The sequence below is a fragment of the Reichenbachiella sp. 5M10 genome, assembly GCF_002742335.1.
Lineage (GTDB): Bacteria > Bacteroidota > Bacteroidia > Cytophagales > Cyclobacteriaceae > Reichenbachiella.
Genome location: NZ_MDGR01000007.1, coordinates 4,332,313 through 4,352,798, shown reverse-complemented (window position 1 = coordinate 4,352,798; position 20,486 = coordinate 4,332,313). Strand labels below are relative to the sequence as shown.

The following is a 20,486-nucleotide window of genomic DNA, read 5'->3' as shown; positions in this document are numbered from 1 at the left end:
GTTGCAACAAATATACGCAGACTTGCGTCAAATGGTTGTCGCATGAGACGGATAAAACCATATCCCTCAAATATTAACACCAGACATCCCTCTCCTCCCAATTGTATCGTATTATTGCTACAAATATTACCATACAACACATGCCCAATCATCCACTGAAGGAGCCTTTTGCTTTCCTCAACCAACTACAAAACAACAACAACCGAGAGTGGTTCAACACGCACAAGGACACCTATCTAAAGGCTCACCAGCAAGTCATCGCTTTCGCGGAAAAACTACACCAATCTCTAAGTAAGTCCGACCTCATCGAAACACCCACAGGCAAAAAGAGTCTCCACCGCATCTATAGAGACGTACGCTTTTCCAAAGACAAGACTCCCTATAGCACCTACTTCGGAGGGGGATTTCGTCGGGCCACTGCCCTGCGTCGTGGGGGGTACTACTACCACCTCGAACCACACCATACCCATGTCATCGGTGGATTTTGGGGACCGAATGCAGCAGACCTGCTGCACATCCGCAAACAAATTCAGCTCGACCCAGAGCCACTTCGTGAGATACTAGACGCAGCAGAGTTCAAACTACATTTTGGTCAACTCCTCGGTGCACGACTCAAAACCTACCCAAGAGGATTTGAAGCCGACGATCCAGCCATTGACTTGTTGCGTTACAAGCAATTCTTGATTCGTCATGACTTTACGGAGAGAGAAGTCCACAGCGTCGACTTCCATGAACTCGTTGCAGAACAATTTCAAAACATGCGACCATTTTTCGACTACATGAGCGACATTCTCTCCACAGATTTCAACGGTGAACCGCTGCATTGATCCGATCCATCATCAGTTTTTGATGCGCTGCATTTTGATTTTTAGTTCCTTTTCGAGAAAACGAATAGTTTTCTCTTCACGGTCCTCGATGAGACACATCGACAAGCCAGACTGACCCGCTCTACCCGTACGCCCAGCTCTATGAATGAAATATTCCACATCTTGCGGCACTTGGTAGTGGAGTACATAGGCCAGATCCTTGACATCTATCCCACGCGCAGCGACATCAGTAGCCACGAGGATCTGCAGTGCTTCGTTTTTGAATGCACGGAGCACTTTGTCTCGTTCCTTTTGTTTCATGTCTCCCTCTAGGGCTCCCGTCTTGATATTTTTGGCAATGAGTTGCTTGGCCAAAGTCTGAGCAGCAGCTTTCGTATTGCAAAAAATTAGCCCTCGGTGGTCGCGTTGTGATTGCAAAAACGATAACAAGACTTGCAGCTTTTGTTGCGCATCACATATCACATACTGATGTGTGATGCTCTCATTGACCAAACTCTTTTTCTTAAACTCGACTTTCACCGCCTTTTGCGACAAATAGGTATTGATAATCTGCTTGACCGCTGGAGGCATCGTCGCAGAAAACAGCCAAATGTGACGCTCACCAGATGTCATGTCAAGGATCTTGTTCAGCTCCTTTTTGAACCCCATGCTTAACATTTCATCCGCTTCATCCAGTACCACTGTTCTAACCAGATCAAGACGTACCGCTTTTCTTTCGATCAGGTCTACTAGCCTACCAGGAGTCGCTACCACGATTTGTGTTGGACGTCTGAGCCTACTGATTTGCTCATCGATCTGAGCCCCTCCAAACACCGCCTCTACAAATACCTTGTCCGAATACTTCGTAAACTTGAAGAGCTGTTTGGCAATCTGCTGACATAACTCCCTCGTCGGAGCTAAAATCACCGCCTGTACTTGATCCATCTTGGGGTCGATATTGGAGAGTAGGGGTAAGCCAAATGCTGCTGTCTTGCCTGTACCTGTCTGTGCTTGACCGATGAAGTCCGTCTCAGTAGACACCAGCGTAGGGATAGTCGCTGCTTGTATCTCCGAGGGAGTATGGATGCCTAGTTCTTTGAGACCTTTGACGAGATCTTTGGATATACCTAATTCTAAAAATGTAGCCACGATGCGATTGTTTGTGAGCCACAAAGATAGGGGGAATAATAAGGAAGTAGGCACAAAAAAAGCCGGTCAAAAAACCAGCTGCTCGTGAGGCGTCCTGTTGGTAAAACCTCGATCGCGACTGTCTGCTCTTGCTTGGCCACAGCCGCTGTGTCTTTGATAATGGAACACTGCCATTACTTTCTGACTCGAAATACGGTATTTTCTCAGGCAATGTTCCTCTTCATATATTATCAAAACATTAAGAATAAAGCCGTCGCTCCGGTTTGACAATCCTATCCAGCCAGTCTACCAACTCTTCCGACTCAGGCTCGGGCTCAGCAAAATCCGATATCATGGAAAAAATAGTCATCACATAGCCGTCTTGAAACAGCACATTGATCTCACGCTTGTACTCCTCCGTTGTACGTCGATGGGCAGACGAATAACTGCCGATGTGCTCACTCGTACAGACTACCTCGATCACTTGACGAAACATGAAATGCCTTGCTTTGCCCTTCTTCAACACCTGAAACTCCTCTTTCTCGAAATCCAAACGTACCTTTTTGACATCCCGACGCCTCCGCTCTAGTTCCAACAAATAAGCCGCTGAAACCAATACAGATACCAACAAAAGTGTCGGGTCTCCCAGTGTAAAGAAGAAAAATAGAGACAGAATAGTCATGGACACCACGACAGACAAAAATATCGTATGTACACACCCTGTTGAGCGGCTGTGATGACGGATCAACACAAACGTCGCTCCTTCGTATATTCGGTACCCATGCTTGTCTAGAAAATCGTTCATTTTTCCACCAGGTTAGTCATACAGGACTGACTACAGACAGACGACTGTCTATCCTAGCTTCAAAATATAGAAATTTAATGAAAGAGCCCCTGTTGGCTAAACTTTTCCTAACTGAGGATCAATGGATTATATCCTAACGTAGCTTACGCTCCCATTCTCTAGCGATACGTTGTGACTTGATGTAGCTGAGATTATCTAGGATGACATCACTGAGTTCTCCACGTGAGGTGAAATGATACGTACCACAATCGTCACATAGATAGACATTGCGAGGGCCAGACTCTTGCTCGTGCTGGTAGCGAATCCAGTTTTCGATCAGCGCCTGTTCTGCCTCACCCAACGAATCATAGCAGTTTTTCCCCGTGACACAGTGACTCATTATTTTTTGGGCTTTTTGGTCGGGCCGTAGGTTTCTTCCATAGTGAACAAGCTCCTCTTAAATATCTCCCACAGATCATTGAGACGATAGTGATATTCATACGTATTGCCTTTGACCTCCTTTTGGAGCTCCATGTTTCTAAACTTGCTCACGAGTTTGAGATATATCTCCTCCCCCAAGGCGGTACGCTTAGTAAAACCAAGTGGCATCAGTCCCATCATCACGCTAGGCGATCCGTTTAGCATCTCGATATTATGATCCTCGATGAGCCCATGACTTTCTAGCCTTTCCAAAATCTCATCAATGAACGACCCTATCAAACTCTGGTGTTCGAGTACCGGATTGTTGAATTTGATACGAGAGGTATAAAACAATACAGACTCCAACGTAGCGAGCATTCCTTCGATACCAAGAGCTCGGTTGTTCCAGCGAACTTCATTTTTCGTCATCAGCGAATTGAGTGACAATTCAATAAACACTTTGATATCCTCATTGGTCAGCTCTGTAGAACGAATCAGATGAGACAAGATAGGTATCCAAAAATAGGTCGGTTTGGAAGTCATCACCACCTCAATCTTGTTGTTGAGCTCATCATCTAGATAGTATGAGTTGGTAAAACACAGTATACCAAACTCTTCCATAGAGAGCATTTCCGCATGTTCTAATTCCTTAGTCATTCTTTGGGGGTAATTATTTTCTCGATTCACAAAATTAATCATGTGAACGGAAAGCCAATTGCTTCCTCCTTTCAATCTAAATTTATTTTGCTATAAAAACACAGGATAAGCTTATAAATTTAGTACCCAAATCCATCCACGCACATGCAAAGTAAAGCCTCCACCGTACAACAATACCTCGACGAGCTCCCAGACGACCGACGCCTCCAAATCTCCCAAATCCGCGAACTCATCTTGTCTCATCTCCCAAACGGCTATGTTGAAACCATGAACTGGGGCATGATTTCCTATGAGATCCCCTTGGACATCTATCCTGATACCTACAACAAGAAACCTCTTCTCTATGCAGCACTTGCTTCCCAAAAAAGGCACATGGCAGTGTACCTCAGTGGGGTATACTGTGATAAACGCTTGAAACAGAAGTTTGAAAACGACTACCAAGCCTCTGGCAAAAAGCTAGATATGGGGAAATCCTGTGTCCGGTTCACCAAAATCGAAAACTTACCTCTAGATGTCATCGGTGAAGCCATCGCGGCTGTAGAGGTAGAAGATTTTATCCGCCATTGCCAAGCTCAGCATAGAAAATAACATACTTTTAACTGGGTAGAGAGCAACCTTTGCCTTCCTTTTTTCATCTTTGCATCAACCACAGAACCTATCCCTACGTAGGGTTATATTTCGGCGTGATTATTCTATCCAAAAATCAATCTAAAACTTTCTCATGAGAAAAATCTTATTGGTTCATCTCTTGCTAGGATGGGCATTGACGGGTATTGCCCAGGACTATACCGTCAGTGGCTATATCAAAGATGCCAGCAATGGAGAAACACTCATCGGTGCAACTGTCGTAGTAGAAGGCACCTCCAATGGAGTGGTCACCAACGTCTATGGCTTTTATTCCCTCACGTTGCCTGCTGGCCAATATCAAATCCAAGCCCGCTACATTGGCTATGACAACCGCACACAAACTGTAGACCTCAGCCAAAGTGATCAACGTCTCGACGTAGAATTAAGCGAAGGAGGAACACAGCTTGAAGAGGTCGTAGTAAGTTCCACCGCTGATGATGCCAACGTCACCGACCTACAAATGAGTAGCAACAAGCTAGACATAGAGACGATCACAAAAATTCCTTCATTCATGGGAGAAGCAGATGTAATCCGCAGTCTGCAGCTGGTCCCTGGTGTCGCAACTGTAGGAGAAGGTGCCTCGGGGTTCAACGTACGTGGAGGCAGTGTAGGGCAAAACATGGTGCTGCTCGACGAAGCGCCTGTCTACAACTCATCTCACTTGCTGGGTTTCTTTTCGGTTTTCAACCCGGATGCAGTCAAAGATGTCAATTTGATCAAAGGAGGGATACCTGCTCGCTATGGGGGGCGCATCTCCTCGGTACTGGATATCCGCATGAAAGAAGGTAACAACAAGAAGTTTCAAGCGCAAGGCGGTATCGGTACGATTTTTAGCCGACTGGCTATCGAGGGCCCTTTGGTCAAGGACAAGGCCTCCTTTGTCCTCGCTGCTAGACGCTCCTACATAGACGTCTTGGCACGGCCCTTCACTGATGTCTTTGACGGAGGAGCAGCGCTCAATTTCTACGACCTGACACTAAAAGCCAACTACAACATCAACCCCAACAACCGAGTCTTTGTCTCTGGCTACTTGGGCAGAGACAACTTCAAGTTTGACAAGGAACAGGGTTTCAACTGGGGCAACCGAACAGCCACCACTCGCTGGAACCACATATTTGGCAAACGCCTTTTCTCCAACTTCACCGTCTTCTTCAGTGATTATGATTACGTCCTCGCTTTTGGTGAAGATCAAAATGATCAATTCGATTGGAACTCCCGCATTCGTACTTATGATTTCAAACCTGAGTTTACGTTCTTTTTGAACCCAAACAATGAACTCGCCTTTGGCGGTGAAGTCGCCCTAGAAGTCTTCGACCCTGCCAACGCCAAGGTCACGAGCGACGGGGAAACTGTCCCTTTTAGACTGGATGAGAAATACGCCATCGAATCTGCCCTCTACCTTTCCAACAACCAAAAAATAGGCAAAAACCTACAAGTAGAATACGGGTTAAGGTTTTCACACTATTCGCTCATAGGACCTGGCACAGCCTACTACTATGATGACGCTCCCGCTGGCGAAAGAAAACCCCTCAACCATGAACAAGAATACGATCAAGGCGAAGTGATCCAAAGCTATAACAACCTTGAGCCTAGGCTATCTGCCAAGTACATGATCAACATCAAAAACAGTGTCAAACTCAGCTACAACAAAACAGCACAATATATCCATCTCATATCCAATACTACCGCCTCCAATCCCCTAGATGTATGGACACCAAGTAGCAACAACATCAAACCCCAAACAGGGCACCAATTGGCCGCTGGATGGTTTCGAAATCTCGGCCCCAACAACGATTATGAAGTCTCTATAGAGAGTTATTATCGCCTAACTTACAACCAGATTGACTACATCGATGGAGCTGAACTACTCATCAACGAGTACCTTGAAGGAGATCTGCTCAGTGGTGATGGTCGTGCTTATGGCCTAGAACTCATGGTCAAGAAAAATACAGGAAAACTCACTGGATGGGTCAGCTACACTGCAGCTCGTACCGAACTCCAAGTAGACGGTATCAACGACGGCAACTGGTACCCGACACGCTACGACCAACTGCACAACTTCAAAGTAGCGGCATTCTACGCACTGACAGACCGTATCTCCCTCTCGACCAACTTCACCTTCGTCTCAGGCACTCCGACAACCTACCCCAAATCCAAATACGTGATACAGGGCTCCTATGTCGTGCCCCAAAACAACGCCGATAGCCGAAACAATGTCCGTATCCCAAACTATCACAGACTCGACATATCTGCCACCTTCGAATTAGGCAAGCCAGTACCGAACAAACGGTTTCATAGTGAGCTAGTCGTCTCTGCTTACAACGTCTATGCACGTAGAAACCCATTTTCCATCTACTTCACCCAAGAAGACGTACGACCTGTCAACTACCAACTTCCCCAGACGGAAGCAAGACAAGTGTCTATCATCGGCACCATCATTCCTTCCATCTCGTATAACTTTAGATTTTAATGGATATGAAAAATATATGGATACACACCCTCATGGTTCTAAACTTGGCCTTGCTAATCTCTTGTGACGACCGCATCTATCCAAATTTAGAATCCGAAGACCCTGTCTTGGTTGTGGACGCCTTCATCAATGACAAAAATGAAGAGCAACGTATCTTGGTAGCCATGACCCAGCCTTACTTTGACAGTACGCAAATCATCGGAGTGACAGACGCCATCGTCACAGTCTCTTATGGTGATCCCGCAACCTCCGTCACTTTTACTCATTTAGAAAACGGCATCTATACTTCGCCTACTGGTTTTGGATCCGTAGGAGATGATTTTGTACTGACTATCACTGCCCACAACGAAAGCTTCGTCTCCACCTCAACCATGAACCGAGTACCGCCCATGGACAGTGTCACCTTTCGCTACGAAGAGATCTCGGGGTTTGGTACAGAAGAAATATTTTACATTGGTGAGTTTTGGGCCAAAGACCCTGAAGGAGCTGGTGATACCTATTGGATCAAAGCCTACAAGAATGGTCAGTTTTTGGGCAAACCTGAAGAAATAAACATCGCCTATGACGCAGGCATCGGAGGGGAAGGAGTCGACAACTTGGTATTCATCGTGCCCGTCCGAGAGGGGGTCAACCCCTACGACGAATCCGACGATAATGACCTAGGCATAAGCTCCCCCTATAAAGACGGAGACTCACTATATGTGGAGCTACACTCCATCACCAACGAGACCTACGAATACCTCAACGAAATCCAAGTCCAAACCAACCGGCCTGGGGGATTCGGGGAGCTCTTTGCTACACCGATGAGCAATGTCAAAAGTAACCTCAGCCCCCTAGACTCTGATTCAGAAACCATGGTATTGGGATTCTTTAGTGTGTCATCAGTCTCAGCAGATGGCAAAAAACTAGACATCTCCCAAGTACCCAAAGAGGACTAATCTATCAATAGTTCAAATCAAGGAGTAGGGAGGTCTTTGGCCATGTGCTGGTCCATGAGCAGATCGACTTGCTTGTAGCGGGTCTTGAGTAGCTTTTCTTGCCAAGCATATTCTTTCTTTTTGAGAGAGCGAATATCCAATTGTTCGTCGATTGTACGAGCACTCATGTAATAGTTGATGCCTTTGACTCTGGCATTGTCTGCTTCAATGTTGGCCTTCTTTTTCTTTTGGGATTTGAATAGCAGATCACTGACACTTATCTTGAGATTAAAACCAAACTCAATCTTTTTGTTGTAGTACGCCAAAAACTCAATGTTCGTCAGGTTGGAGGTGAATACGGTATTGGGAATCAATATCTCATCGTTGTGAAACAACACATCAATTCCGCGGTTGGCCACAAAGATGGTGTCGACAACCTCCTTCTTCAAAAACTTGAGAGACTCGGTCACTGGCTTGAAATGGATCAACATACCGTCATCCAAACGCAAATGGACCTTACCAATCATATCCTTTTCTTGATGATTCAATTTTTCATCGTGATTCAAAATCACCATACCATCTACCTGTATTCTTCCCTTGATGTTGTCTTTGCCGATGAGGGTCTTGGCGTCTTCAGGAAAAGCGTCCACCATTTGACTAGCATCAATATTTTCCGCCTTGAGTTTTGCCGTAGTGATCACATGTAGACTATCACTTTTTCGTAGCATCCCACTGAAGTGGAACCTGCCTCCAAACAAATCAAAGGAAGTCTTCTCAACCTCTAAATCCTGGTCATGCAATACAACCTCCGCTCTGAGGTTGTGCATTACTATGTCATCATAGGTGAGTTTGGGGCCTGTGACTTTAATTTCTATGTCTTCGAAGGCAAACTTCCTGCTCTTCTTTTTCGGTGCAGCCAGCGAGTCCTTGGAAACGAATGACTGGAAGTAATTTTTGAGTGAATCTATATGTACCTCTCCCAAGTCCACTTGGGCAGCCCCATCGATGAGAGGCAAACCACTCAAAGAATGAATCTCCCAAGACGAACGGAGACTCCCGTATGGGAAATCTACATCGACTCGATCCATGACCACCTTATCCTCTTTAAACCTTCCACTTAATCCAACCTTACGGTAGGTCTTTCCTTGATAGACGAGTTCGTTTATATTGATGTCAGTCACTATTGATAGATTGTCAGGTAATTCACCTCCTGCTCTATTTTTGCGAAATAACGATCGAGTCATCAACGTATCGACATTGAGATATTCAAATTGAGAGCGGAGGGAGATATGATTTCTGATGTTTTTCCCTTGGTTGAAATAGCTGTTTCCACTCAAGCGAATTTCGCCATGTTGAAACCAAAAATGAAACTGCCTAAAAAGCACTGAATCTTTGTTCATACTCACCCGCAAGCGGACCTTTTCGATCTCGATATCTCCAAAGCCAATTTTATTCGAATTGAATTTCAATGCCAAGTCTAGATTCTTCGGAAAAAACGAAAAATCAAACCCAGAAGTATCTGCGGGTACCTCACTCAAGTTGAGATCCTTTTCATTCAAATAGTACTCATCCAAATCTATCTCCAACTTTGCCTTCGCAAGATGAGTCGAGGCTGGGTCGAGGAGAGGGATAAAATTCTCAAGCCCTCCGTTGAGACGAAACTTGGACTCATTGAGGCTCCCACGAATTTCATCAAATGTCAAATTAGCGTTTTGGATGGTGAGCAACCCGTTGAGGTCGCGCATCACATAGTTCAATGTATCGCTGGCGCCATATACATTTCGAAACTCTATCCTCCCCGTAAATCGGTCGTCCACCAAGGTTGTCTTTTTGACATGATCGGCTAGGTTTCCCTCTAGGTCTAAATCCAGCTTGACCATGCCCTTCAAACCCGCTACTTTAGGAATCTCGAACATATCGTCCAACTCCGAAAGCGACAATTCGGCCTGCAAATTCAAATCAACATAAGGGTCCTCAAAATTGTAAAAACTACCTGTGACATTGACATAACTGTCCACAATGCGGGCCTTTCCAGATTTGAGAATTAGCTCACTGGTCTCTGGACCTTTTTCTTTTCCATTGGTATACACCCCAGAGAAAAACACATCTCCGATCTCATAAGGTATCCCTTCCTTGGCAAACGAGGCATTGGCCAAATCAAAATCTACATGGATAAATGGGAAGGTCACGGGATCGACATAGCCCGTCATCTTCATCCGAAAACTCAACCTAGCATCAGGGTTGGTCTGCTTAAACTTGAAGGCCTTCATCTGTGGGATTAAGGTCAAATAATTGTTGAGATCAGACTCTGCGCCCTCAAGCGTAATATCCATCAGGTTGCCATTGCCTACAGGCTTGAGCACACCTGCCGCACGGATATGTGCATCACCCAGTTTCAAAATACCATCAAAAAGATTTCTTTGGTCCAATTTTCCAATCCGAAAAGCCGCATCCTTAGCCTCCATCCGGACCCCCGTCGCAGCAATAGTCCCCTTACTCACCATCGTATCAAGTACCGCTTTGGCATTGCCCTCAAAGGAAACCAAGTCGCTTGTCGAGATCATTTGGAAATCGCCATATTCGACAGATATCTTGACACTATTTTTCTTGTATTCATTGGTTACGCGGATTTCAGCTTGTCGAATTTTGATGTTCGGAATATGAAAATCAAAGTCTCCACCTGCCTTATGTCCTTCTTTGTGCTTCCCTTTGATCATGTGTTTGTGTCCTAGAGAATCCACCACTGAATGAAATTTCGCTTTGCGGATCTCTACAGTATTGAAAATGTAATTTTCTTTTAGAAGGTCCAAAGGGTTGATCCGTAATAGGATATGCTCCGCTTGCAGTACCGCGTACCCATCTTCTACGATGAGTACCGAATCGATGACCACTGTCGCGGTAGGGAAGTTTCGAATCGTAGAGATCTGCACATTAGAAAACGTCAATTTCGACTCTAGATTTTCATCTATCATTTTTTGGACCTCTTGTACTATTCTATCATGAAATGCCACTTTAGCCAACAACTCTAGTAGTATCGTCAAGACGACCAAAATGGCAAACGATATGGATAAAACTTTTACAGGCCTTCTCATTGAGTTCTCAAGGTAATTAGATTCTTCATTTTCCTTATTTCTACCTTCACAGGTCTACTTATTCAAATAAGGAATGTCAAAATTAACTCCAAGCAAGCAAGATGCTCAATAGTCTGTGAAATACATCTGTAGAAAAGCACAAATACTACAAAAAGAGCCCTCCCTGAGAAATTTTCTCAGAGAGGGCTCTACTCAATTGAGGATCAGCACCCACTACATCAATGCAGTACCACTTCGAAAAGCCCCGTCAACAGCTCCGAAGCACCGATAAAAATCCCAATACCATACGTAATGTGTTTGGCCGAGAGGTTGACTAAGGCAAACGGTATACCGACAAGGTTGATTAGGCCAAAACCAACCGCGACTACTACCCCAGCAAACAAGGTAAAATATAGGTTGGATGTAAGCAAGATACTTACAGACCCTACCGCAAGTAGCATAAAACTTACAATGATTACTTTTTGGATATTCATCTTGGCGACTTTGTTGCTCATCAAAAAAGCAAAGATCGCCGCAAAAGCCAACAGTCCAAGTGAAAAATACGCGGCTAAACCCTCATGATGGGGGAAGTTGGTCGCTATATACCCTGGATAATACTCAACCAACACAGCCTTGCCAGCTCCCAAAAAGAAACCTACCCCAATGATCGCCACATACGCAGATACTCCTGACTTCTTTGAGGCTGTATCTACCCCATCTTTCCTAAAGCTCAACACTTCCGAAGAAGCAATCTTGTGAAAGAAATAACCACTCACCGAAATCAGTACCCCACCGACAATGAAGGTCAGTGTATCACCAAAGAAACGAACCAAGGCTACCACCACAGGTTCGAGAGCGTAGATCAACTCTGTCACGAGAAACAAAAAACCCACCACAACAGGCAGCTTCTTCGCTGGAGCAAATGCCTCAATCATCGAATAGGCTGGACTGATAAACAAGTTCATCGAAATCAACCACAACAAAATCATATAGGGTAAAAAAACCTTCATATTGTTGGCAGGTCCAGCACCAATAATGGATGCCACCACCATGAAAATCATCGCCGTAGCACCTATCCCTACCGTAAATACGATGAAGAACTTGCCACTCTTTCTCAGAAAATAATCAGCGGTCAGACCCGCCAAAGGAGGGATGACCACCAAGATGATCGCTTTAGAAATCACCAAAAAAGAGGACAAATCCGTAAAGCTAAAATTTTCCAACAGGACAGGTTGATATTCGTGGTATGCGATCCAGCTGATCACGAGAGCGACATTCAGTGCCGCCAAGCTCATGATCTCTGGCCATTTGACTTGGTTTTTGTTTTCCATGATTACAGTTCTAATTAGTGTTTGCACAGATATACGACGTGCTCTAGCATTTTGGATTTTATTTACCAAAACTTGTTGCTAACTTGTACATACCATTTGGGACAATCATTTGACAACCTCCAATAAAAAGCACGTATCAGAAGACGAATTGCTAAGGCTGCTGCGAAACAAAAACAGCAAAGGCCTAGAGTATCTCTATGACCATTATTCTGCTGCCCTCTATGGTGCCGCCTACCGCATCGTTCAAAACAAGTCCTTTGCGGAAGAAGTCCTTCAAGATGCCTTTGTCAATGTTTGGAAAAAAATCGACAGCTACGACGCAACCAAAGGCCGCCTGTTTACTTGGCTCGTCAACATCGTGCGAAACAAAGCCATAGACAAAGTGCGCTCTGCCGAAGTACGAAAAGAAAATAAATCCGATTCGTTCATTGATCACGTATCTAGTATAGATCGTGGCAACAGCTACGAACAATCAACAGATGCCATTGGTCTCCAAGATGTACTCGCCTCACTCGACGAAAAAGAACGGTTCGTCTTGGAGATGATTTATTACAAAGGATATACCCATGCCGAACTGGCCAAAGAATATGACATGCCACTCGGTACCGTAAAAACACGGTTGAGAAAAGCGATTTTGACATTAAGACAACGAATTCGAATAAATTGAAACCAGAGGATTACATATCGCAAGGAGATTTGGAATTGTACAGCTTGGACATGCTTTCGCAAAAAGAAGTTGATGCCGTCGCGAGCCAATTGGCAAACAACTCGGTACGAGCCGAGCTGGATGAAATCGAAGCAGGGCTAGCCATACTATCCGAAGCAGGAAGCATACAGCCTCCTGCTGATCTCCGGGCCAAAATCATGGCAGAAGTCAACACTACGGTCCCTCAAACAACAACCTCTCGGCGGTTTCCAAGCTACCTCATGGCAGCAGCTATCTCACTGACCATCATCTCGACCACACTAGCAGTACTGTTTTGGAATCGCTGGCAACAAACCGAGACGACCCTCGCATTAGCCTTACAAGAACAAACACTCTTGGCTGAAAACACTCAACTAACGCGACATCAGTTGTCAATCGCCAAAGAAGCCATTGATCTACTGACTAACCCCGCCTTTGTGACCGTTCCACTACAAGGGCAAGGCATTACTCTGGAGTACACCGCTACGGTACTTTGGAACGCTGAGACCAAAGAAACACTCCTACACCCTGGAACTTTGCAACCACTCCCTGAAAACCAACAGTACCAACTTTGGAGCATTCAAGAAGGAGCACCTGTCGATGCTGGGATTTTTGATATGACTGGCGCTGATAGATTGCTCACAATGAAAAATAATGAAGACCCGCAAGCTTTTGCCATCACCATCGAACCTAGGGGCGGCAGTCCCTCACCAACTCTGGATCAGATGGTTGTGTTGGGGACGATCTAATTACCCCCTTTGTCTGATCGATTGACTTTCCTCAAATCACCAAACAGAGCCTTTTTCGTTAATCAATTAATCGGTATATTTGTTTTGTTCCATAGATACGATTGCTTTGAAATATACTGGAAGATTGCTTTTCTTGCTCACACTGCTAGCTGTACTCAGTCTCACTGCATGCAAATCCTCCCGGTACCCCGGCGAGCGAAAGCCACGCACACTCAAAAAAGGAAAACCCATCCCTTGTCCAGTCAAAGACTGTTAAACCACGCTTTCAATACCATACACAACTTTGATCCCTATCCCATGAAAAAAATCATCATAGCCATCGACGGGTACTCCGCTTGCGGCAAAAGTTCGACAGCCAAGCAAGTGGCCTCAAAGCTCAACTACAGGTATGTAGACACAGGAGCGATGTATCGCGCCGTTACTTTATATTTCATGGAAAACTACGTGGATCAGACCAACCCCAAATCCGTTGAAAAGGCCCTTGATAAGATAGAAATTACTTTTCACCACAACGAAAAAACAGGCAAGAGCGAAACCTACCTCAATGGCCTCAATGTCGAAAAAAGAATACGTGAAATGGAAATCTCACAAAACGTCAGTGAGGTCAGCGCCATCAAAGCAGTCCGTGACGATCTCGTCAAACAACAACAGAAAATGGGGCGATCCAAAGGTCTCGTGATGGATGGAAGAGACATAGGTAGTGTCGTCTTCCCTGAGGCAGAACTCAAAATATTCATGACTGCAGACTTTGACGTCCGTGCCGAACGTCGACAAAAAGAACTCTTCGACAAAGATGAACTCGTAGATCTCGATGACGTCAAAGCGAATCTCAAACAACGAGACACCATCGACACCACTCGTGCCGAAAGCCCTCTAATTCGTGCCAAAGACAGCATAGAAGTCGATACAACACACATGTACTTCAACGAACAAGTCGACCACATCACCCAACTCGCCGATAGCAAGATGCTCCAGAAATGAAATTCTTCACTCCAATCTATTTGGTTTCTATTCTTTGGAGTTGTGAAAAAGCTCTTCCGCAAAAAACAACGCCCGAGCAGCCTAAAATGGAATCCGAAGTATCTGTGTCGTCAGAAAATTGGAATCAATTGGGAGAATGGGGAGATGAAGAAATTGGCGAAGAAAACCTATTTGGAAATTTTCACTCAGACAGAGTTTCCTTTCATATTGTGGAAGACCCAAACATTGGCTTGCATGGAGGAAAAGTACAAGAAATGACCCTTTATTTCATCGACGACCTCCTCTGTCGCAAGAAATATGACTTGAACAAAAACATCTCTTCTGCACTGATCAGTCAATATGGCAATTTCAAATTCAAAAAGCTAAGAATAGAAACAGACTCCTTGTCCCAAACCCAAATACTCTTGCGATCTGATAGTGGTTTTTTTATCAACCCCCTGATTGGCAATTATCAATTGAAATGGATCAAAGATACTACCCTATACTTTTTCAGACACGAACAAGACTCTCTCCTAGAGAGCAATGTATTTATAGAAGAATCACAACAATACCAAGAGCTATATACACGAGTTGAGCAAAGCTTTCATTAACCCTCTCCAAACCATCCATGACCCTGTCAGCCTATTCCAAATACCTCAAGCCCATTTAACCAGCCCTCCGGTATTTCGCTCCTGACTCCAAAAGCAAAACCAATCAAATCACTACCTTTAGGTGAATAATTGCATTGCGGATAGAACCCATAAGGCAAGAATTGTCTTAATTTTGCCACAGGACTAGGAGGTCACACCATGAACATAGAAATAGATAGTAATTCAGGATATTGTTTTGGAGTAGAATACGCCATCGAGATGGCCGAAGACGAACTCAACGAGAGTGGTTCTCTTTATTGTCTAGGAGATATCGTTCACAACCACATGGAAGTGGATCGCTTAGCCGCCAAGGGACTCAAAATCATCGATCAAGCCGACATGAAAGACCTACGCGATTGTAAAGTCCTGATTCGTGCCCATGGCGAACCACCAGAGACCTACAAGCTCGCCATCGAAAACAACATAGAACTCATTGACGCATCTTGCCCCGTCGTTTTGAAACTCCAAAACCGTGTCAAAGGGTCCTTTGACCAAATGGAGAATGTCGAAGGACAAATCGTCATCTATGGCAAACCAGGGCACGCAGAAGTCATAGGTCTCACCGGGCAAACTCGAGAAAAAGCCATCATCGTGATGGAAGACGAAGACCTAGAACAAATCGATTTTTCTCGTCCAGTCATTCTCTATAGCCAAACCACCAAAAGCACCAAAGGTTTCTATCGCCTCAAAGCCATGATCGAAGAGCGAATCACAGCAGCCAAAGGCAGTCTAGAAGTCACAGACTTCAAAGCCAATGATAGCATCTGTCGACAAGTCTCTAACCGCGAGCCCAGCATGGAGAAATTTTCGCAAAAGCACGATGTGATCATCTTCGTCAGTGGCAAAAAGAGTTCCAACGGCCGTGCATTATATGGTGTCTGCAAAACTTTCAACGAAAGAAGTTACTTCATCGGTAGCGAAGAAGAGCTCGTCTTAGACTGGATCAACCCCAGTGATTCGATCGGTATATGCGGCGCGACCTCTACGCCGATGTGGCTGATGGAGCGGGTCAAACTATATATCGAGCAGCAGTTTGAAGCACAGGCTGTGTAATCAACGGCCGCTGTGGATGACCACACCCACCGATATTTCCAACCCCTCTAGCAAAACCTGAGCATCGGCAAAATCCGCCGGCCTTGTTTCTATCTCTCCGCCTATCATGCCTCCACTGTAACTACCCCTCAGCGGCATAGATGACACCCCTGAGAGGTACTCTACTTCGGTGGTGATCGAAAACTGACGACTGACATGAAACGCCAATTCAACTCCTCCAATCCAACCACCTCCCAATTTATTTTTGAGATCAAGGTCCGCATTGACCACATCCCATCCCTCGTATTCGGCAATCGCTCGATCCATATTGCCATAATCGACACGTGGCGCTAGATGCCACATTCCAAAACCCCCAGCCAATAGTTTGGCAGAGACCCTACTCCCCTCTACTCCCAAGGTCAACTGCAGAGGAACGAGTAGCGACCAAAACGGCCCCACTAGAGGTTTGCTCGATTGGAACGGAAGATCAGACATGGGCAGCCCAGGCATGCTGTAAAGCGAAGCTCCCGTAGCAAACCCAATCACACCCCATGTATAGCCCAATCCTCGAACGGACAGAGGGCTGACGGGTGCAGAAAAGTACCCGTTTTTGGGCACGATGAATGACATGGAAACGCCTTGGGCCAAAGACGTCCCGATGGATGCTCCAAAGAGGAGTAGGAAGAAGATTACTTTTCTCATGCTCAACGAATTTGACCACAATTTATAGACTATTCCTTGATTTGAAATAGCTTGACAAACATGCCTTTATATGCCTCCCCAATTACTTTCATGATATTTCTACGTAATCCGGCTTTTGATCAATTTTTTGTTACTTTTGCAAGGTTTTTAAAACAAGATTTATTGCATTAAAATATGTCTCAGAATATCAAGCTTAAGAAAGGTTTTGACATCAACCTTGCTGGAAAAGCTGAAAAGAAAATCGCAGAGCTCTCTCAGCCAGAGACTTTTGCCATGAAACCCTCAGACTTTGTTGGGATGAGCAGAGCCAAATTGCTCGTCAAAGAAGGAGATACAGTCAAAGCAGGCTCGCCGATTATGATCGACAAGCAAGTGGAAGACGTCATGTATTGCTCTCCTGTGAGTGGTGAAATAGCTGAAGTGGTGAGAGGAGCCAAGAGAAAAGTACTTGAAATACGAATCCTTGCAGACAAGGAAATCGAATTTGAGTCTTTCGAGAAGCACTCAGATGTCAGTGGCCTTTCTAAAGAAGCGGCTATCGATCAGATGAAAAAGTCTGGCGTTTGGACCAACATTATTCAGAGGCCCTATGGCGTAGTAGCCAGTCCTCAGGATACGCCAAAAGCCATTTTCATCTCTGCATTCGATACACACCCTTTGGCGCCAGATACCAACTTCATCCTCGAGGGTTATGCCAAGTATTATGAGGCGGGCATAGAGGTCTTGAGCAAACTCACTGAAGGCAAGGTCCACATCAACGTCAACAGCGATACAGCGGAGTTCTTGAAAAGCAATAAAGCACAAATCAACACCGTATCAGGGCCTCATCCTGCAGGCAACGTAGGTGTACAGATCCATCACATTGACCCTATCAACAAAGGAGAAGTGGCTTGGACGGTTGCTCCATATGGCGTAGCACAAATTGGTAAACTCTTCTTAGAAGGCAAGTATGATGCATCGAAAATCATCGCCTTGACCGGCTCAGAAGTAAAAGCTCCACAGTACTACAAAACATACTCTGGTGCATGTGTCAATAAACTCCTCGACGGTACTACCAATGGTGGAAACGAGAGATTCATCTCAGGCAACCCCTTGACTGGAAATCAAATCAACTCTACGGGCTACCTCGGACACTATCACAATCAAGTGACCGTAATCCCAGAAGGTGACTACTATGAATTCTTCGGATGGATCACTCCTACAACCAAGAAATTGAGTATGCACCGTGCATTTGGTTTGTTGTCCTTCCTTGGAGGCAAAAATAAAGAATACGTACTGGACACCAATACCAGGGGCCAACACAGAGCATTCGTGCAAACGGGGTCTTTCGAAAAGGTAGTACCAATGGACGTTTTACCCACGCATTTGATCAAAGCGATCTTGGCGGAGGATTACGATGACATGGAAGGTTTGGGAATTTACGAAGTGATTGAAGAAGATTTGGCACTTTGTGAGTTTATCGATGTGTCTAAAAATGACATCCAGTCTATTTTGAGAGAAGGAATTGATTTAGTAAAAAATAGTTAATAGCATAGATGAAATTTATAGAAGACATTTTTGCAAAAGTTCGCCCGAACTTCGAAAAAGGAGGGAAGTGGGAGAAATTTTACTATATATACGAGGCGCACGAGACCTTACTACTCGCACCAAACAGCACCACTGGTGCAACAGGTGCTCAGATTCGTGATGCCATCGATATGAAGAGAATGATGATGACAGTCATCATCGCCATGGTACCTTGCTTGCTGTTCGGTATTTGGAACGCAGGGTATCAGCACTATCTCGCCATTGGTGAGGTTGCTGCGCTCGGAGACATCCTATTGACAGGAGCGATCTTGGTCGTTCCGATCATTATCGTATCCTATGCGGTAGGTCTAGGAATCGAATTCACATTCGCAACCATCCGAAAACACGAAGTAAACGAAGGTTTCCTCGTCACTGGAATGTTGATTCCGTTGGTAATGCCAGCATCGATTCCACTATGGCAAGTCGGCTTGGCCACTGCCTTTGCAGTTATTATTGGCAAAGAGGTCTTTGGAGGAACAGGAATGAACATCCTCAATGTAGCCTTGACGGCTAGAGCATTCTTATACTTTGCCTACCCTTCACAGATTTCGGGAGATGTATGGTCATTTATAGGAGAGGGAAACACTGCTGTGGCAGCCTTTTCTGGAGCGACTCCACTCGCCATCGGAGCAGCAGCTGTAGAAGGCACAGAACCGATGGTCTCCATGCTCAACAACAGTTGGTCTGAGGGCCTATTTGATTTCTGGAACATGTTCATTGGCATCATGCCTGGTTCGATTGGAGAGACCTCTACATTGATGTGCTTGATTGGTGCAGCGATATTGATCTTCACCGGAGTAGGTAGTTGGAAAATCATCTTCAGTGTATTCGCTGGAGCATTTGCGATGGGTACACTATGCAACGTGTTCGGTGCAAACGAGTACATGTTGCTCCCCGCACACTATCACTTGGTGATTGGTGGTTTAGCATTCGGGGCAGTATTCATGGCCTCTGACCCTGTCACCGCAGCACAAACAGAAACAGGAAAATGGATCTACGGATTCTTGATCGGTATTTTGACCGTAATCATCAGAGTATTTAATCCAGCATACCCTGAAGGGATCATGCTTGCTATATTATTAATGAATGTATTCGCTCCACTTATTGATTACTACGTGGTAGCAGCTAACAAGAAAAGGAGGTTGAAACGTGCAACGGTCTAATTTATACATCGTCATATTCTCGGCAGTATTGACAATCATACTGGGGGGATTACTATCTGGTACTTCTGTGGTGTTGAAACCCATGCAAGACAAGCAGGTAGAGTTAGATACAAAGAAGAAAATTTTGGGTGCAGTGATGGATATTTCCAACATCAAGGATCCAAATGCGATACTCAAACTATACGAAGAAAGAGTCACTTCGACTGTAGTAGACATCAACGGCAACTTGATGGAGAAAGACGAAAAAGGCAACCCACTGGTGGCTGAGAAAATCGATTTCCAGAAAAACAACAAAAAGGACGTACAGACAAGACCTTACCCTGTTTTCATGTTTATGAAAGAGGACAGTGACGAGGTTGATTCTTACATTATTCCGTTGTTTGGAGCAGGTCTATGGGATTGGATTTCAGGATTCATTGCCTTGGATAGTGACCTCAACACCGTGAGAGGTGTAGCTTTTGATCACAAATCGGAGACACCTGGTCTAGGCGCTAGAATCACCACCGATGTGGTCAAAGACCGATACATTGGCAAAAAGATCTTTGACGAAAGCGGAAACTTAGTTTCTGTATCGATGATCAAGGGAGAAAAAGGCGAACCACTCGATGATCATCACATCGATGGAATGTCTGGAGCAACCCTCACAGGAAAAGGTGTAAATGCCATGCTCAAGGATTATCTGACTTACTACTTGACGTTTATCGAAAAAACGAAAGCAGAAAGCAGTAAAGGGCAAAATATATAATTGATATTTAATTGGGTCTAGGC

Annotated in this window: 19 protein-coding genes; 12 read left to right on the top strand and 7 right to left on the bottom strand. The window is 45.0% G+C overall.

What is annotated here, in order from left to right:
• Positions 1-140: 140 nt before the first annotated feature.
• Positions 141-827, top strand: coding sequence for a DUF2461 domain-containing protein (locus BFP72_RS17740; protein ID WP_099600417.1), 687 nt, complete (start codon positions 141-143; stop codon positions 825-827).
• Positions 828-839: 12 nt separating this feature from the next.
• On the opposite strand, the gene BFP72_RS17735 is transcribed toward BFP72_RS17740, so the two are convergent.
• From BFP72_RS17735 to BFP72_RS17720, 4 genes are all read right to left on the bottom strand, one after another.
• Positions 840-1,955, bottom strand: coding sequence for a DEAD/DEAH box helicase (locus tag BFP72_RS17735; protein WP_099600840.1), 1,116 nt, complete (start codon positions 1,953-1,955; stop codon positions 840-842).
• Between the two features lie 238 nt (positions 1,956-2,193).
• Positions 2,194-2,739 carry a hypothetical protein gene (locus BFP72_RS17730; protein ID WP_099600416.1) on the bottom strand — a complete coding sequence of 182 codons (546 nt, stop codon included), beginning with the start codon at positions 2,737-2,739 and terminating at the stop codon, positions 2,194-2,196.
• Positions 2,740-2,872: 133 nt separating this feature from the next.
• Positions 2,873-3,118: a hypothetical protein gene (locus BFP72_RS17725; protein WP_099600415.1), complete on the bottom strand. Its 246-nt coding sequence runs from the start codon at positions 3,116-3,118 to the stop codon at positions 2,873-2,875.
• Positions 3,118-3,795, bottom strand: coding sequence for a hypothetical protein (locus BFP72_RS17720; RefSeq protein ID WP_099600414.1), 678 nt, complete (start codon positions 3,793-3,795; stop codon positions 3,118-3,120). Before BFP72_RS17720 ends, BFP72_RS17725 begins: the two co-directional genes overlap by 1 nt.
• A gap of 144 nt (positions 3,796-3,939) precedes the next feature.
• On the opposite strand from BFP72_RS17720, the gene BFP72_RS17715 reads away from it, so the two are divergent.
• The 3 genes from BFP72_RS17715 (at position 3,940) to BFP72_RS17705 (ending at position 7,830) form a co-directional block, all read left to right on the top strand.
• Entirely contained in the window at positions 3,940-4,383 is a 444-nt protein-coding gene (locus BFP72_RS17715; protein ID WP_099600413.1) for a DUF1801 domain-containing protein, read from the top strand.
• Positions 4,384-4,516: 133 nt separating this feature from the next.
• Positions 4,517-6,892, top strand: coding sequence for a TonB-dependent receptor (locus BFP72_RS17710; RefSeq protein WP_099600412.1), 2,376 nt, complete (start codon positions 4,517-4,519; stop codon positions 6,890-6,892).
• 5 nt (positions 6,893-6,897) lie between these two features.
• A complete protein-coding gene (locus tag BFP72_RS17705; protein ID WP_158233459.1) occupies positions 6,898-7,830 on the top strand; it encodes a DUF4249 domain-containing protein in 933 nt (310 codons plus the stop codon).
• 17 nt (positions 7,831-7,847) lie between these two features.
• Here the strand turns inward: BFP72_RS17705 and BFP72_RS17700 are convergent, their stop codons facing one another.
• Together BFP72_RS17700 and BFP72_RS17695 are read right to left on the bottom strand one after the other, a co-directional pair.
• On the bottom strand, positions 7,848-10,901 hold the full coding sequence (locus BFP72_RS17700; protein WP_099600410.1) for a hypothetical protein: 3,054 nt from the start codon (positions 10,899-10,901) through the stop codon (positions 7,848-7,850).
• A gap of 218 nt (positions 10,902-11,119) precedes the next feature.
• Positions 11,120-12,211: a hypothetical protein gene (locus tag BFP72_RS17695; RefSeq protein WP_099600409.1), complete on the bottom strand. Its 1,092-nt coding sequence runs from the start codon at positions 12,209-12,211 to the stop codon at positions 11,120-11,122.
• Positions 12,212-12,320: 109 nt separating this feature from the next.
• Between BFP72_RS17695 and BFP72_RS17690 the strand changes: the two genes are divergently transcribed.
• The 5 genes from BFP72_RS17690 (at position 12,321) to BFP72_RS17670 (ending at position 16,308) form a co-directional block, all read left to right on the top strand.
• Positions 12,321-12,878 carry an RNA polymerase sigma factor gene (locus tag BFP72_RS17690; RefSeq protein ID WP_099600408.1) on the top strand — a complete coding sequence of 186 codons (558 nt, stop codon included), beginning with the start codon at positions 12,321-12,323 and terminating at the stop codon, positions 12,876-12,878.
• On the top strand, positions 12,875-13,645 hold the full coding sequence (locus BFP72_RS17685; RefSeq protein ID WP_099600407.1) for an anti-sigma factor domain-containing protein: 771 nt from the start codon (positions 12,875-12,877) through the stop codon (positions 13,643-13,645). The genes BFP72_RS17690 and BFP72_RS17685 overlap by 4 nt, the downstream gene beginning before the upstream one ends.
• A 297-nt stretch (positions 13,646-13,942) precedes the next feature.
• Entirely contained in the window at positions 13,943-14,626 is a 684-nt protein-coding gene (gene cmk, locus BFP72_RS17680; protein WP_099600406.1) for a (d)CMP kinase, read from the top strand.
• Positions 14,627-14,712: 86 nt separating this feature from the next.
• Complete coding sequence (locus tag BFP72_RS17675) at positions 14,713-15,216, top strand: hypothetical protein (RefSeq protein WP_158233458.1); 504 nt, start codon at positions 14,713-14,715, stop codon at positions 15,214-15,216.
• Positions 15,217-15,414: 198 nt separating this feature from the next.
• Entirely contained in the window at positions 15,415-16,308 is an 894-nt protein-coding gene (locus tag BFP72_RS17670) for a 4-hydroxy-3-methylbut-2-enyl diphosphate reductase (protein ID WP_099600404.1), read from the top strand.
• Here the strand turns inward: BFP72_RS17670 and BFP72_RS17665 are convergent, their stop codons facing one another.
• Positions 16,309-16,989 (bottom strand): hypothetical protein, encoded by a 681-nt coding sequence (locus BFP72_RS17665; RefSeq protein ID WP_099600403.1) that lies wholly within the window; start codon positions 16,987-16,989, stop codon positions 16,309-16,311.
• A 174-nt stretch (positions 16,990-17,163) separates the two neighbouring features.
• On the opposite strand from BFP72_RS17665, the gene BFP72_RS17660 reads away from it, so the two are divergent.
• From BFP72_RS17660 to nqrC, 3 genes are read left to right on the top strand one after another with little or no spacing between them, the layout of a single operon-like run.
• A complete protein-coding gene (locus tag BFP72_RS17660; RefSeq protein WP_099600402.1) occupies positions 17,164-18,516 on the top strand; it encodes a Na(+)-translocating NADH-quinone reductase subunit A in 1,353 nt (450 codons plus the stop codon).
• Positions 18,517-18,524: 8 nt separating this feature from the next.
• Positions 18,525-19,718 (top strand): NADH:ubiquinone reductase (Na(+)-transporting) subunit B, encoded by a 1,194-nt coding sequence (locus tag BFP72_RS17655; RefSeq protein WP_099600401.1) that lies wholly within the window; start codon positions 18,525-18,527, stop codon positions 19,716-19,718.
• A 28-nt stretch (positions 19,719-19,746) separates the two neighbouring features.
• Positions 19,747-20,463: an NADH:ubiquinone reductase (Na(+)-transporting) subunit C gene (nqrC, locus tag BFP72_RS17650; protein ID WP_255397252.1), complete on the top strand. Its 717-nt coding sequence runs from the start codon at positions 19,747-19,749 to the stop codon at positions 20,461-20,463.
• The last annotated feature ends 23 nt before the right edge of the window (positions 20,464-20,486 follow it).